This window comes from Vibrio sp. HI00D65 (assembly GCF_001635455.1).
Classification (GTDB): domain Bacteria; phylum Pseudomonadota; class Gammaproteobacteria; order Enterobacterales; family Vibrionaceae; genus Vibrio.
Genome location: NZ_LWEH01000255.1, coordinates 57,206 through 72,264 on the forward strand (window position 1 = coordinate 57,206; position 15,059 = coordinate 72,264).

General features: G+C 44.7%; 11 protein-coding genes. 8 read left to right on the plus strand and 3 right to left on the minus strand.

The window, feature by feature from the left end; genetic code table 11:
• Positions 1-16 precede the first annotated feature (16 nt).
• On the minus strand, positions 17-907 hold the full coding sequence (gene nadC / locus A3712_RS17300; protein WP_063524426.1) for a carboxylating nicotinate-nucleotide diphosphorylase: 891 nt from the start codon (positions 905-907) through the stop codon (positions 17-19).
• Between the two features lie 83 nt (positions 908-990).
• On the opposite strand from nadC, the gene ampD reads away from it, so the two are divergent.
• The 5 genes from ampD to lpdA all read left to right on the plus strand — a co-directional run bounded on the left by ampD (position 991) and on the right by lpdA (position 9,157).
• Positions 991-1,590 (plus strand): 1,6-anhydro-N-acetylmuramyl-L-alanine amidase AmpD, encoded by a 600-nt coding sequence (gene ampD, locus A3712_RS17305; RefSeq protein WP_063524427.1) that lies wholly within the window; start codon positions 991-993, stop codon positions 1,588-1,590.
• Between the two features lie 483 nt (positions 1,591-2,073).
• On the plus strand, positions 2,074-2,835 hold the full coding sequence (gene pdhR / locus A3712_RS17310; RefSeq protein ID WP_063524428.1) for a pyruvate dehydrogenase complex transcriptional repressor PdhR: 762 nt from the start codon (positions 2,074-2,076) through the stop codon (positions 2,833-2,835).
• Between the two features lie 62 nt (positions 2,836-2,897).
• Positions 2,898-5,561 (plus strand): pyruvate dehydrogenase (acetyl-transferring), homodimeric type, encoded by a 2,664-nt coding sequence (gene aceE, locus A3712_RS17315; RefSeq protein WP_063524429.1) that lies wholly within the window; start codon positions 2,898-2,900, stop codon positions 5,559-5,561.
• Positions 5,562-5,591: 30 nt separating this feature from the next.
• Positions 5,592-7,487, plus strand: coding sequence for a pyruvate dehydrogenase complex dihydrolipoyllysine-residue acetyltransferase (gene aceF / locus A3712_RS17320; RefSeq protein WP_063524430.1), 1,896 nt, complete (start codon positions 5,592-5,594; stop codon positions 7,485-7,487).
• A gap of 239 nt (positions 7,488-7,726) precedes the next feature.
• The gene (gene lpdA, locus A3712_RS17325; protein WP_063524431.1) at positions 7,727-9,157 is read left to right on the plus strand and encodes a dihydrolipoyl dehydrogenase; all 1,431 of its coding nucleotides are present in this window, start codon (positions 7,727-7,729) and stop codon (positions 9,155-9,157) included.
• 500 nt (positions 9,158-9,657) lie between these two features.
• Here lpdA and A3712_RS17330 read toward each other — a convergent pair whose 3' ends face one another.
• Entirely contained in the window at positions 9,658-10,263 is a 606-nt protein-coding gene (locus tag A3712_RS17330; RefSeq protein WP_063524432.1) for a LuxR/HapR/OpaR family quorum-sensing transcriptional regulator, read from the minus strand.
• A gap of 336 nt (positions 10,264-10,599) precedes the next feature.
• On the opposite strand from A3712_RS17330, the gene hpt reads away from it, so the two are divergent.
• On the plus strand, positions 10,600-11,130 hold the full coding sequence (hpt, locus tag A3712_RS17335; protein ID WP_008222716.1) for a hypoxanthine phosphoribosyltransferase: 531 nt from the start codon (positions 10,600-10,602) through the stop codon (positions 11,128-11,130).
• 71 nt (positions 11,131-11,201) lie between these two features.
• Here the strand turns inward: hpt and can are convergent, their stop codons facing one another.
• A complete protein-coding gene (gene can / locus A3712_RS17340) occupies positions 11,202-11,870 on the minus strand; it encodes a carbonate dehydratase (protein WP_063524433.1) in 669 nt (222 codons plus the stop codon).
• A 287-nt stretch (positions 11,871-12,157) separates the two neighbouring features.
• On the opposite strand from can, the gene A3712_RS17345 reads away from it, so the two are divergent.
• Both A3712_RS17345 and A3712_RS17350 read left to right on the plus strand, forming a co-directional pair.
• The gene (locus A3712_RS17345; RefSeq protein ID WP_082856257.1) at positions 12,158-13,789 is read left to right on the plus strand and encodes a SulP family inorganic anion transporter; all 1,632 of its coding nucleotides are present in this window, start codon (positions 12,158-12,160) and stop codon (positions 13,787-13,789) included.
• Between the two features lie 351 nt (positions 13,790-14,140).
• The gene (locus A3712_RS17350; RefSeq protein ID WP_063524435.1) at positions 14,141-15,058 is read left to right on the plus strand and encodes an ABC transporter ATP-binding protein; all 918 of its coding nucleotides are present in this window, start codon (positions 14,141-14,143) and stop codon (positions 15,056-15,058) included.
• Position 15,059: the final 1 nt, after the last annotated feature.

Sequence of the window (15,059 nt, forward strand, 5' to 3'; positions counted from 1 at the left end):
TTTACTATTCAGTAGATTACGCTTTGAATCTCATTGATAGATCCATTGCTTTCAGGTGCTTAGTTAGTGCACCGACAGAGATGTAGTCGACACCCGTTTCTGCGAACTCAGCGATGGTGTCTAACGTCACGTTACCTGAGTTTTCTAGTGCAGCACGGCCTGCGTTGATCTTCACTGCTTCACGCATCATGTCAGTGGTGAAGTTGTCTAGCATGATGATGTCTGCGCCCGCGTTAATAGCTTGCTCTAGCTCTTCTAGGCTCTCAGTTTCCACTTCAACAGGCTTACCCGGGTTTAGCTGTTTTGCTGTTGAGATAGCTTTTTCAATACCGCCACATGCGATGATGTGGTTTTCTTTGATTAAGTAGGCATCGAAAACACCGATACGGTGGTTGAAACCGCCACCACAAGCCACAGCGTATTTTAGTGCACTACGTAGGCCAGGGATGGTTTTACGAGTATCTAGCAGACGGCACTCTGTGTGTTTGATTTTGTCAGCATAGATAGCGGTTGCGGTCGCACAACCAGATAGCGTTTGAATGAAGTTCATTGCGTTACGCTCACCAGTTAATAGTGCGCGCGCTGGACCGGTTAGGGTACAAAGCGTTTGGTTTGGTTCAACCTTATCACCATCTTCTACGTTCCACTCGATCGTCACTTCACCACCTAGCTGCTTAAACACCTCATCAGCCCATGCTTTACCGCAGAATACGCCGTGCTCACGAGTGATGATGGTTGCGCTGTTGATAGCGTCAGCTGAGATTAGACTTGCCGTAATATCAGCCGCAGGATCTAACGTACCGCCCAGATCTTCTTTGATTGTTTCTGCGACAGCACGAGTGATCTCGAGAGGCAGCTGCTCTTTTAAGTAGTCAAGGCGTTGGTAGCTGTTATGTGTGTTTTTCATCGCAAATCTAATCTTGAAAGGGAGTGGGAATGGAATGATACTCTTGCTTAACTTCAAATTAAAGAGGCTAGCGCGACTGCTCTATGGGTAAGGTCACAATCTACCGTGCTAGCAAAAAAGAAAGTGAGACCAAGATGACGATCTGCTCCAAAGGATGGTACGAAAACGCTCGGCATGTTCCTTCCCCGTATTTTGACGCTCGGCCGAGTGTTGATGATATCTCTCTGCTGGTGGTCCATAATATTAGCCTGCCACCAGGGCAATTTGGTGGGCCTTATATCGAGCAGTTCTTTACGGGTAACCTCGATCCAGCGGAACACCCGTTTTTCAAAGTGATTCATCAAATGGGTGTATCGGCCCATTGCTTGATTCGCCGCGATGGTGAAGTGGTGCAGTTTGTTTCTTTCCGCGATAGGGCTTGGCACGCCGGCCAATCGAGCTTTGCTGGTCGTGAAAGGTGTAATGATTATTCTATTGGTATTGAATTAGAGGGCAGCGACTTTGTTGCCTATACCGAGCAGCAGTATCAAGCCTTGACTGAGCTAACGGAAAAACTGGTATCGAGCTTTCCTCAGATCACTGATGAACGTATCACTGGGCACCAATACATAGCGCCTTTACGCAAAACAGACCCTGGTTTGGTCTTTGATTGGACAAAATTTAAAAGTAACTTGCGCTTCTAATTCCTCATATTCTTCATGGCTCTGCTAATTACAGAGTCTAGCTTAATCAACGCTTCGCATAACTACTTGTGAATTTTTGTTGTTGCAATGTAAAGAAAGTGGTTGGCGGGTGTACGTCGATAAATCGAGAGTGTGACGAGCTTATCAAACACCTAGATATTAAAGCTTGTGAACAGAATTTCCCTCCCAAATGTGCACTTGGTTCGATTTTTGACCGACTTAGGCTAATCTTTCTGAAACAATTCATTTTTATCCTGAAACTTTCTAGCACGAGTACTCCTAAAAAGTATTAGCGCTGTAAATGGTAAGACCAATTTGGTTGCTGTTTTAAAATTCATTTGTTAAATCGTGGTTAATTCACACTGCGTTCTATGATGCAGGTCAATTTTACGCTGGACAGTGGCGTTTTAATTATGTTAATTTCTGCCCAACTTAAAATTGGTATTACCAATTGTCAGCGAAGAAAAAGAAGAACAACAAACTATGGCTTATCAAAGGATTCGTCAGCCAAAACTCTCCGATGTAATCGAACAAGAGTTAGAAAGGTTGATTGTGGAAGGAACACTGGCTCCAGGGCAGCAGTTGCCGCCTGAGCGCGAACTGGCGAAACAGTTCGATGTGTCTCGTCCTTCAATCCGAGAAGCGATACAACGTTTAGAAGCAAAACGCTTGCTTACTCGCCGTCAAGGTGGAGGTACGTTTGTTAGCGAAAATATCTGGAAAAGCTTTTCAGATCCATTGCTTAATTTGTTGTCATCCCATTCTGAAACCCAACTAGACTTGTTGGAATCGCGTCATGCGATGGAAGGGATTTCGGCTTACTTCGCGGCATTGCGTGGCACTGATGAAGACTTTGCTCGTATTCAAGCATGCCAAGAAAAAATTCACGGCGCGCAGGATAAGGATGATATTGAAGCTGAATCTGCAGCGGTGATGGCTTTCCTTATTGCTTTAACAGAGGCAGCACACAATGTGGTGTTATTGCACATTGTTCGCAGCTTGGCTCCGTTACTCGAACAAAACGTCTTGGAAAATTTAAAGCTGTTGCATCGTCGTAAAGACGTTGTGGAGAAAGTGAGTATACATCGAGCTAATATCGTAGATGCGATCGTTTCTGGCCAGCCTGAGCAGGCGCGTGAAATGTCACACTCTCATTTAGCTTACATCGAAGAAACATTGCTGGATTTGACGAAGGAAGAGTCGCGCCGCGAACGCTCTCTACGTCGAATTCAACAGGGTAAATAGCCGTAATACTTCGGCTTTTTACGTGTTTAGTAGAATCCAACTAACAAAAAGGATAGATCGCCATGTCTGACATGAAGCATGACGTAGACGCACTGGAAACTCAAGATTGGTTAGAAGCTCTTGAGTCAGTAGTACGTGAAGAAGGTGTAGAACGTGCACAGTTCCTACTAGAAACAGTTCTAGAGAAAGCACGTCTAGATGGCGTTGATATGCCAACTGGTATCAACACTAACTACATCAACACGATTCCGGCAGCACAAGAGCCAGCATACCCAGGTGATGTAACTCTTGAACGTCGTATTCGTTCGATTATTCGCTGGAACGCAATCATGATCGTATTGCGTGCTTCTAAGAAAGACCTAGACCTAGGTGGTCACATGGCTTCTTACCAGTCAGCTGCTGCGTTCTACGAAGTTTGTTTTAACCACTTCTTCCGTGCTCCTAACGAGACGGACGGTGGCGATCTAGTTTACTACCAAGGTCACATCTCACCGGGTATCTACGCTCGTGCATTCGTTGAAGGTCGTCTAACTGAAGAACAGCTAGACAACTTCCGTCAAGAAGTAGATGGAAAAGGTATCCCGTCATACCCACACCCTAAATTGATGCCTGAGTTCTGGCAGTTCCCAACAGTATCTATGGGCCTTGGTCCAATTTCTGCGATCTACCAAGCACGTTTCCTTAAGTACCTGGACGGTCGTGGTCTAAAAGACACATCTGCACAGCGTGTATACGCATTCCTAGGTGACGGTGAGATGGATGAGCCGGAATCACGTGGTTCATTGTCTTTCGCTGCGCGTGAAAAACTAGACAACCTAACATTCCTAATCAACTGTAACTTACAGCGTCTAGACGGCCCTGTAATGGGTAACGGTAGCATCATCCAAGAGCTAGAAGGTCTATTCAAAGGCGCTGGTTGGAACGTTGTTAAAGTTATCTGGGGTAGCAACTGGGATGCACTACTTGCTAAAGATACAACAGGCAAGCTTCTACAGCTGATGAACGAAACTGTGGATGGTGACTACCAAACATTTAAATCTAAAGACGGTGCATACGTACGTGAGCACTTCTTCGGTAAGTATCCAGAAACTGCAGCACTAGTTGCAGACATGACTGACGATGAAATTTTCGCACTTAAGCGTGGTGGTCATGAGTCTTCTAAACTTTACGCAGCTTACAAGAACGCAGCAGAAACTAAAGGTCGTCCAACAGTAATCCTAGCGAAGACTGTTAAAGGTTACGGCATGGGTGAAGCGGCTGAAGGTAAGAACATCGCGCACCAAGTTAAGAAGATGGACATGACTCACGTACTACACCTACGTGATCGTCTAGGTCTTCAAGACATCCTAACTGACGAAGCAGTAAAAGAACTGCCATACCTGAAACTTGAAGAAGGTACAGCGGAGTACGAATACCTACACGCTCGTCGTAAAGAACTCAAAGGTTACACGCCACAGCGTCTACCTAAGTTCACTCAAGAATTCAAAACACCTGAGCTAGAAGAGTTCACTCCGCTACTAACTGAACAGAAGCGTGACATCTCAACAACAATGGCTTACGTACGTACGCTAAACATCCTGCTTAAGAACAAGAACATTGGTAAGAACATCGTTCCTATCATTTGTGACGAAGCTCGTACGTTCGGTATGGAAGGTCTATTCCGTCAGATCGGTATTTACAACCCGCAGGGTCAGAACTACACACCTCAAGATCGCGACATCGTTTCTTACTACAAAGAAGCTACGTCGGGTCAGGTTCTACAAGAAGGTATCAACGAGCTAGGCTCAATGGCTTCTTGGGTTGCAGCTGCAACATCATACAGCACGAACGATCTACCAATGATCCCGTTCTACATCTACTACTCAATGTTTGGTTTCCAACGTGTAGGCGATATGGCGTGGATGGCTGGTGACCAACAAGCTCGTGGTTTCCTACTAGGTGCTACTGCAGGTCGTACAACGCTAAACGGTGAAGGTCTACAGCACGAAGATGGTCACTCGCACATCATGGCGAACACGGTTCCTAACTGTATCTCTTACGACCCAACATTCGCTTACGAAGTTGCAGTAATCATGCAAGACGGTATTCGTCGCATGTACGGTGAGAACCAAGAGAACGTGTTCTACTACCTAACTGTGATGAACGAAAACTACGCAATGCCAGCAATGCCAGAAGGCGCTGAAGAAGGCATCCGTAAGGGTATCTACAAGCTTGAGTCTTACGCAGGTGAAAAGTCGAAAGTTCAGCTAATGGGCTCTGGTACTATCATGAACGAAGTACGCAAAGCTGCGACTATCCTAAGCGAAGAGTACGGCATCGCATCTGACGTGTTCTCTGTAACATCGTTCAACGAGCTAACTCGTGACGGTCAAGACGCAGAGCGTTACAACATGCTTCACCCAGAAGCAGAAGCGAAAGTACCTTACATTACACAAGTAATGGGTACTGAGCCAGCAATCGCAGCGACTGACTACATGAAGAACTACTCTGAGCAAGTTCGTGCGTTCATGCCTTCTGAGTCTTACAAAGTACTTGGTACTGATGGTTACGGCCGTTCTGACAGCCGTGAAAATCTACGTCGTCACTTCGAAGTTAACGCAGGCTACGTAGTAGTTGCAGCGCTAACTGAACTGGCTAAACGTGGTGATATCGAGAAATCTGTAGTTGTTGAAGCAATTGCTAAATTCGACATCGACACTGAAAAAACAAACCCACAATACGCTTAATACAGCGCTTAACTAGAAGGTAAATAAGCAATGGCAATCGAAATTAATGTACCTGACATCGGTGCGGATGAGGTTGAAGTTACTGAGATTCTTGTAAGCGTTGGCGACAAGGTTGAAGAAGAGCAGTCTCTAATCACTGTTGAAGGCGACAAAGCTTCTATGGAAGTTCCAGCTTCTCAAGCAGGTATCGTTAAAGAAATCAAAGTAGCTGAAGGCGATTCAGTTTCTACTGGTTCTCTAATCATGATTTTCGAAGCCGAGGTTGCAGCTGAAGCTGCACCAGCTCCAGCAGCAGAGGCAGCTCCTGTAGCTGCTCCTGTAGCGGCAGCAGCGGCAGAACTGAAAGAAGTTCACGTTCCAGATATCGGTGGCGACGAAGTTGAAGTTACTGAGATCATGGTTGCTATCGGTGATGCAGTAGAAGAAGAGCAATCTCTTCTAACTGTTGAAGGTGACAAGGCTTCAATGGAAGTTCCTGCACCATTCTCTGGTACAGTTAAAGAGATCAAGATCGCTTCTGGTGACTCAGTTTCTACTGGCTCTCTAGTAATGGTATTTGAAGTAGCTGGCTCTGCACCTGCAGCAGCTCCTGCTCCAGCGGCGGCAGCACCAGTTGCAGCGGCTCCAGCAGCATCAGCTGAAAAAGAAGTAAACGTTCCAGATATCGGCGGTGACGAAGTAGAAGTTACTGAAGTAATGGTAGCGGTTGGCGATACAGTAGAAGAAGAGCAATCTCTAATTACTGTTGAAGGCGACAAAGCTTCAATGGAAGTTCCTGCACCATTCACTGGTACAGTAAAAGAGATCAAGATTGCAGCTGGCGACAAAGTGTCAACTGGCTCTCTAATCATGACGTTCGTTGTTGAAGGCGCAGCTCCAGCTCCTGTTGCAGCACCTGCACAAGTAGCAGCTCCTGCGGCGGCACCTGCACCTAAAGCTGAAGCTCCAGCGGCAGCAGCTCCTGCAGCAACAGACGACTTCCAAGAAAACGGTGAGTACGCACATGCGTCTCCAGTTGTACGTCGTCTAGCTCGTGAGTTCGGTGTAAACCTAGCGAAAGTTAAAGGTACTGGTCGTAAGAGCCGTGTACTAAAAGAAGACGTTCAGTCTTACGTTAAAGATGCACTTAAACGTCTAGAGTCTGGTGCTGCGGCATCTGGCAAAGGCGGTGACGGTTCTGCTCTTGGTCTACTACCATGGCCAAAAGTTGACTTCAGCAAGTTCGGCGAAACTGAAGTTCAGAAGCTTTCTAAGATCAAGAAGATCTCTGGTGCAAACCTACATCGTAACTGGGTAATGATCCCTCACGTTACACAATGGGATAACGCAGACATCACTGAGCTAGAAGCATTCCGTAAAGAGCAGAATGCAATCGAAGCGAAGAAAGACACTGGCATGAAGATCACTCCACTTGTGTTCATCATGAAAGCTGTTGCTAAAGCACTAGAAGCGTTCCCAGCGTTTAACTCTTCTCTTTCTGAAGATGGCGAAAGCATCATTCTTAAGAAGTACGTAAACGTAGGTATCGCAGTAGATACTCCAAACGGTCTAGTTGTTCCTGTATTTAAAGACGTGAACAAGAAAGGCATCTACGAGCTATCTGAAGAACTAATGGCTGTGTCTAAGAAGGCACGTGCTGGTAAGCTAACTGCAGCTGACATGCAAGGCGGTTGTTTCACAATCTCTAGCCTTGGTGGTATCGGTGGTACTGCATTTACGCCAATCGTAAATGCTCCAGAAGTAGGTATCCTAGGTGTATCTAAGTCTGAAATGAAGCCTGTGTGGAACGGTAAAGAGTTTGAACCACGCCTACAACTTCCACTGTCTCTATCATACGACCACCGTGTGATCGATGGTGCTGAAGGTGCACGCTTCATTACTTTCCTAAACAGCGCACTATCTGACATTCGTCGTCTAGTACTGTAATTGAGAAAGTAAATATTAAGGTGGCTTTCGGGTCACCTTAATTCTTTATACAAAGTATTTTTTAGAGAACAGTTCCCTCTTTTCTCATAAAGCGAAAGGGAAGTGTTGTCTAGCTCACAGGCTAACTTAAAGCTACTTTCACACTGTTAACATCTCTGTAAAATGTTGGCTGTTTGAAAGCCCAATAATTTAAGAACATCTACTCAGCCTGTTAGGGATAATGACTACAAGAGGTCACAATGAGCAAAGAAATTAAAGCCCAAGTTGTTGTACTTGGTTCAGGTCCTGCTGGTTACTCAGCTGCATTCCGTTGTGCGGATTTAGGTCTAGAAACAGTACTAGTTGAACGTTACAGCACTCTTGGCGGTGTATGTCTAAACGTTGGTTGTATTCCATCAAAAGCACTTCTTCACGTTTCTAAAGTAATTGAAGAAGCGAAAGCGATGGCAGAGCACGGCGTTGTATTCGGCGAACCACAAACGGACATCAGCAAGATCCGTATCTGGAAAGAAAAAGTAGTAGACCAACTAACAGGCGGTCTTGGCGGTATGGCTAAGATGCGTAACGTAACGGTTGTTAACGGTTTCGGTAAGTTCACTGGTCCTAACAGCATCCTAGTTGAAGGCGAAGGCGAAGCAACAACAGTTAACTTCGACAACGCAATTATCGCTGCAGGTTCTCGTCCAATTAAACTGCCATTCATCCCACATGAAGACCCACGTATTTGGGATTCTACGGATGCACTTGAGCTGAAAGAAGTTCCTGAAAAACTACTTATCATGGGCGGTGGTATCATCGGTCTTGAAATGGGTACGGTTTACCACTCTCTAGGTTCTAAAGTAGACGTAGTTGAGATGTTCGACCAAGTTATCCCTGCTGCGGATAAAGACATCGTTAAAGTTTTCACCAAGCGTATCAAGAACAAGTTCAAGCTAATGCTTGAAACTAAAGTGACTGCTGTTGAAGCGAAAGAAGATGGTATCTACGTTTCAATGGAAGGCAAGAAAGCACCAGCTGAAGCTGAGCGTTACGATGCAGTTCTTGTTGCTATCGGTCGTGTTCCAAACGGCGCACTTATCGACGCTGAAAAAGCTGGTATCGAAGTTGACGAACGTGGTTTCATCAACGTTGATAAGCAAATGCGTACAAACGTTCCTCACATCCACGCGATCGGTGACGTTGTTGGTCAACCAATGCTTGCTCACAAAGGTGTACATGAAGGCCACGTAGCCGCTGAAGTTATCTCTGGTAAGAAGCACTACTTCGACCCTAAAGTAATCCCATCAATTGCCTACACTGAGCCAGAAGTTGCTTGGGTAGGTAAGACTGAGAAAGAAGCAAAAGCTGAAGGCATCAACTACGAAGTTGCGACTTTCCCTTGGGCTGCTTCTGGTCGTGCAATCGCTTCTGACTGTGCAGACGGTATGACTAAGATGATCTTCGATAAAGAAACTCATCGCGTAATCGGTGGTGCTGTTGTTGGTACTAACGGTGGTGAACTTCTTGGTGAAATCGGCCTAGCAATCGAAATGGGTTGTGACGCAGAAGATATCGCTCTTACAATCCACGCTCACCCAACTCTACATGAGTCTGTTGGTCTAGCTGCGGAAGTATTCGAAGGTTCAATTACTGACCTTCCAAACAAAAAAGCAGTAAAAAAGAAGAAGTAATTCTCCTTTAGTCACTCGCTAATGTTTTTAAAAGCCGCTGATTCGTCAGCGGCTTTTTTATGCGTCATTATAAGTGAGTTATTTTGCTGCAAGAGATCCCCAACTCGCTCGTCCCTCGCTCTTGAGGATGACGGAGCGTGAGATGCTGAAGTTTGTGTTTTAGTGATTCTTGAGTGTGAGAGAGCTCAAGTTCAGTATTCCCGTCATTTCCCACACTGATGAGGGAGGAAAGAGGTAATCTCTGGCTTGGATGGTGAAGTGAAGGCTCTCTTTGGAGCGATCATTCCTTAGACTGACGAAGGAGGCAGTTGTTAGTCTCAGGCTGGAATGGCTGATTCATTTCTTCGACGATGAAGTTCAGGAGTTCTTTATATCCGTCATTCCCTAGACTGACGAAGAAAGGAGTAGGGAGCCTCTTTCAACCTACAGCTATCTGCTCGTAACAAAAAAGGATTGACGCAAGCGCCAATCCTTTCAATAGTTTTAACTGAATCTCGAATCTACTTATAGATACACAACATGTTTAAGTAGTTATCAGTAAGTTTAGACAGTTCTTCATTGGTATCGACACGTTTCGCTTGGATGAACAGCGAGTAGCAGATGCCATGGAATAGATTTGCAAGATGCTTAGGATTGTGATCGTCACAAACTTCGCCGCGCTCAATCGCTTTACTAAACATGTTTTGTACCAACATTTGGTTAGTGCGGTTTGTCGTTACAAACAGTGGCCATACTTCATCACGCGTCGATGCGCTCCATTCGAACCATACGTTCAACCAATGGCTGTCTTGAGCGACTAGTGTCACCATTTCAGTCGCAATATTATGTAGGTTTTGTTTTGCGTGAATATCTAGATCGATATTGTCTGAAAGGAAGTTCGAGAATTGACGGACAACATGATTTAGAACTTCATCAACCAGATCTTCACGAGTAGGGAAGTAGTTAAATACAGTTGCTACAGATACCTGAGCGATATCCGCAATGTCAGCGTGACCACCACGGCCAATGCCGCGACGAGAGAATACTTCAAGCGCGATTTCCATCAGCTGAAGTTTTCTTTTTAAAGGTGAAAGCCTAGTTCTAGGTCTCTTAGATATTGAGTCCATTTTATTTTCCTTGCCAACGATTTTTTATATTAATGATTTTATTATTATTTAAGCCAGGATGAGTGTAATGGTGCATATGCGAATGGTCAATCCTTTGAGCTTATTTAATAGACAGTTACATCAAACTTGATCCATAAAGCGTGATCCACATTGATATGAGATAAGGCAACTATCAGACAAGGCACAAGTGCACATTTCGTTGATAATCTGACAGTAAATTCGAACCATAAGGTGGTGTGGGTATTTGAGCAGTGCTAGACTTACGCACAAAATTGAGCGGCGCTAATGGCAAAACTGTCTACACTTGTCGCAATCACCAAACAAAATGAGAGTAGTATGAAGCATACAGTTGAAGTCATGATCTCTGAGCAGGAAGTTCAGGATCGAGTGAACGAACTAGGCAAACAGATCACGGAACACTACAAAGGCAGTGAAGATCTAGTTTTAGTTGGCTTATTACGTGGATCGTTTGTCTTTATGGCGGATCTTGCTCGTGCTATCGATTTAACTCACCAAGTTGATTTCATGACCGCGTCTAGCTACGGCAACAGCATGGAAAGCTCGCGTGATGTTCGTATCTTGAAAGACCTAGATGACGATATCCAAGGTAAAGACGTTCTACTTGTAGAAGACATCATCGATACTGGCAACACACTGACTAAGGTAAAAGAGATCTTGAGTCTACGTGGTCCTAAATCTATTGAGATCTGTACACTACTAGATAAGCCTTCACGTCGTGAAGTTGAAGTTGATACGAAGTGGATTGGTTTCGAAATCCCAGACGAGTTCGTTGTTGGTGTTGGTATCGACTACGCTCAAAAATACCGTCACCTGCCATACATTGGTAAAGTGGTACCGCAAGAGTAATCACGACACTTCCTGAGACAAGACATAAAAAAGCCCGCTTGATGCGGGCTTTTTGTATTTGATAGAGATAATTAGCCTTGTTGACTAAGAAGAGGCGTCGTTAAGATTTTATTTAATGCTTCAATGTGGCTGCTCTCTAATGTGTCGATACTTGAGCAACGTACGCCAAGGTCTTGTAACTTGCCATCGCCAATACCATATACCACACCATGGATCTCGACCTCTTGGCCGCGTTCCCATGCACTTTGCATAATGGTTGAGTTACCTAGGTTGTAAACCTGCTCTGCGACGTTAATCTCACAAAGCTTATCACCCCAATGCTCGCGCGGAAGTGCTTCGATCTCTTTGCGGTATTTTAGGTAGTTATCGCGAATGTGAAGTAGCCAGTTGTTGATAAGGCCCAGTTTCGGATTATCAATTGCCGCATTAACACCGCCACAACCGTAGTGACCACAAACAATAATGTGTTTCACTTTAAGTACATCCACTGCGTACTGAACAACAGATAGACAGTTTAGATCGGTATGAACCACTTGGTTGGCCACGTTTCGGTGAACAAACAGTTCTCCAGAATATAAGCCAGTCAGGCGTTCGGCTGGAACTCGGCTATCTGAACAACCTATCCATAGAAAACCCGGGCTTTGACCCTCTTCAAGCGTTGTAAAATATTCTGGTCTTTCAGAGCGAATTTCTTCAGACCATTTGGAATTGTTCTCAAAAAGCTGTTTTATTTCTGGCATCTTGCTTCTTACATCCCATCAATTAAGATACTTAACTATACACAATGTTACAATTTCAATCTCGTAAAAACTGCGTCAAAATGTACTCATCTGACGTGTTCTAGTACGAAAAATCATAAACTTAGCCCGCTATCAATGTTCCGGTTATAAGACATGAATAATGTGATTGAATTAACACTTTCTGAACACTTAATACATTTGTTAAAGTGATGAGGTTTGTCATTTCATCATCAGGAAGGTGTGTTTTGTTTGGAAGTCGTTTTACGGATATCAATCTCAAAGGGGATATGTTTGGCGGTGTGACTACAGCCATCATCTCGTTACCTTTAGCATTGGCATTTGGTGTTGCTTCTGGTGCGGGAGCTGAAGCTGGCTTGTGGGGCGCCATCATGGTTGGCCTATTTGCAGCATTGTTTGGCGGTTCCAGTAGCTTAATTTCTGAACCTACCGGTCCAATGACGGTGATCATGACAGCTGTAATGACAAGTATGGTGGCTAAATATCCTGAAACGGGCATGGCCATGACCTTTACTGTCGTAATGATGGCTGGTGCGTTTCAGATATTATTGGGCACGTTGAAGCTAGGAAAATACGTCACTTTGATGCCATATAGCGTGATCTCCGGATTTATGTCGGGTATTGGCGTTATTCTGATCATCTTGCAGCTGTCCCCACTGTTAGGACACGCCGCTCCATCCGGTGGTGTAATGGGCACGCTTTCTGCTTTACCTGATACGATAGCAAACTTAAAAGTGAGTGAGCTATTTCTAGGTGCACTGACACTCGGTATTCTGTTTGGCTTCCCGGCTAAGTATCGTAAATATGTACCGGCGCAACTGGTCGCGTTGGTGGCCGTCACTCTGTTGTCCGTTATCTTCTTCGATACCGATTCTATTCGCCGTATTGGTGAAATCCCAGCAGGTCTGCCTTCTCTTGTTGTCCCTACTATCAGTGCTGAACAATTCACGACTATGGTTATCGATGCCTTGGTGCTTGGTACATTGGGTTGTATTGATACACTTTTGACCGCTGTTATTGGGGACTCATTGACTCGTAAAGAGCATGACTCTGATAAAGAGCTGCGTGGTCAAGGTATCGCAAATATGCTTGCGGGCTCGTTTGGTGCGTTACCAGGTGCGGGTGCTACCATGGGGACCGTGACCAATATTCAGGTAGGCGCACGCTCTCCTCTCTCTGGTGTGATTCGAGCTCTCGTATTAGCGCTTGTGGTATTGGTTGCTGGTGGATTAACCGAACCTATTCCTATGGCTGTTCTAGCTGGTATTGCTATGTACGTCGGCTTCAACATTCTTGATTGGAGCTTCATCCAGCGTGCACACAAAGTAAGTTATGCTGGTATGGGTGTGATGTACGGTGTAATGCTATTGACCGTGTTCGTTGACCTGATTATCGCGGTTGGACTAGGTGTATTTATCTCTAATATTCTGATCATTGAAAGGTTAAGTCGTGAGCAAGCAAGGCAAGTTAAAGCTATAAGTGACGGGGATGATGAAGACGATATTCCATTGACTGATAGTGAACGCCAACTGCTTGATAATGCCAATGGCAAAGTGTTGTTTTTCTATCTATCTGGGCCGATGATCTTCAGTGTCTCAAAGGCGATTTCACGTCAGCACTCGAGTATTTCTGATTACGAAGCGATGATTTTAGACTTGACCGATGTACCTATGATTGATGTTACGGTTGGCCTCGCGCTAGAGAATGCGATCAAGGATGCGCTAGACGCACAGTGTGAGGTGTACTTGCTGTGTCCTAACGAGAATACGCGTCAACAGCTGGAGAAGTTCCACGTAATTGATTTAGTACCGGAATCGAACACATATCGCTTCCGTTATGAAGCTCTGACAGCTGCGACTAGCTACGTTGAGAGAGACGAACACCAATTTGAATCGGTTTAATATTTTTATTGATTTACTGTAATTGAACAATAGTTATCAATTTTGGTCATGAGTTTCTAATAACGGGAAGTACCGCTAAGTGAATGTCTTAGCGGTATTTTTTATTTGTGATATTCGAAATAGAGCTTTATGCAGCCTTAGATCTTTTAAGTTTTATAACTAAACCAATAATCGATATTTGTATTCATCGTCATTCAACGATAGACTTGTTTGCAAAATGGCCGCGTACATCATCTTGAGCTAGTTCAGCTAGTTCAGCTAGTTCAGCTAGTTCAGCTAGTTCATTTCAGGTTTTGTTCTCTTCATCCTGTCCGGCTACCACACTATTTATAGCAAATGGCAATCATCTCTATGTATGCATTAGAAATTGAGCAATTAAGAAAAACTTATGCTGGTGGCTTCGAGGCACTTAAAGGCATCAGTTTACAGGTAGCAAAAGGTGACTTTTACGCGCTACTTGGTCCAAATGGTGCGGGTAAGTCCACCACCATTGGTGTTATCTCTTCGTTAGTAAACAAAACCTCTGGTAAGGTTAAGGTATTCGGCTACGACATTGATACCGATCTGGAGCTGGCAAAGCAAAACCTAGGCTTAGTTCCTCAAGAGTTTAACTTTAACCCGTTCGAAACGGTTGAGCAGATCGTTTTACAGCAAGCGGGTTATTACGGTGTGCCTAAATCTCTGGCAAAAGAGCGAGCGAAAAAATACCTATCTCAACTCGATTTGTGGGAAAAACGTGGCGAACGTGCGCGTAACTTGTCTGGTGGTATGAAACGCCGCTTGATGATCGCTCGTGCTTTGATGCATGAGCCCCAGCTGTTAATCCTTGATGAACCTACGGCAGGTGTCGATATTGAACTGCGCCGCTCGATGTGGGAATTCCTCAAAGAGATCAACGAGAAACAGGGGATTACCATTATCTTGACCACGCACTACCTAGAAGAAGCGGAAATGTTGTGTCGCAACATCGGCATCATTAATCGTGGTGAGTTGATCGAAAACACCACCATGAAGGCGCTCCTTGGTAAGCTAAGTGCGGAAACCTTTATCCTTGATCTGGAGGATGGAGCTACACAACCTAAGTTAGAAGGCGTGAATAACCAAGTCTTGGTTAATGGTTCTTTAGAGATAGAAATTGATAAGAACCTAGGTTTGAATACCATTTTTGCTCAGTTGAGTGAGCAGAATGTGAAAGTCCTCTCGATGCGTAACAAAGCTAACCGTCTAGAAGAACTATTTGTAAGCATCGTGCGTGAGGGGAGTAAATAAT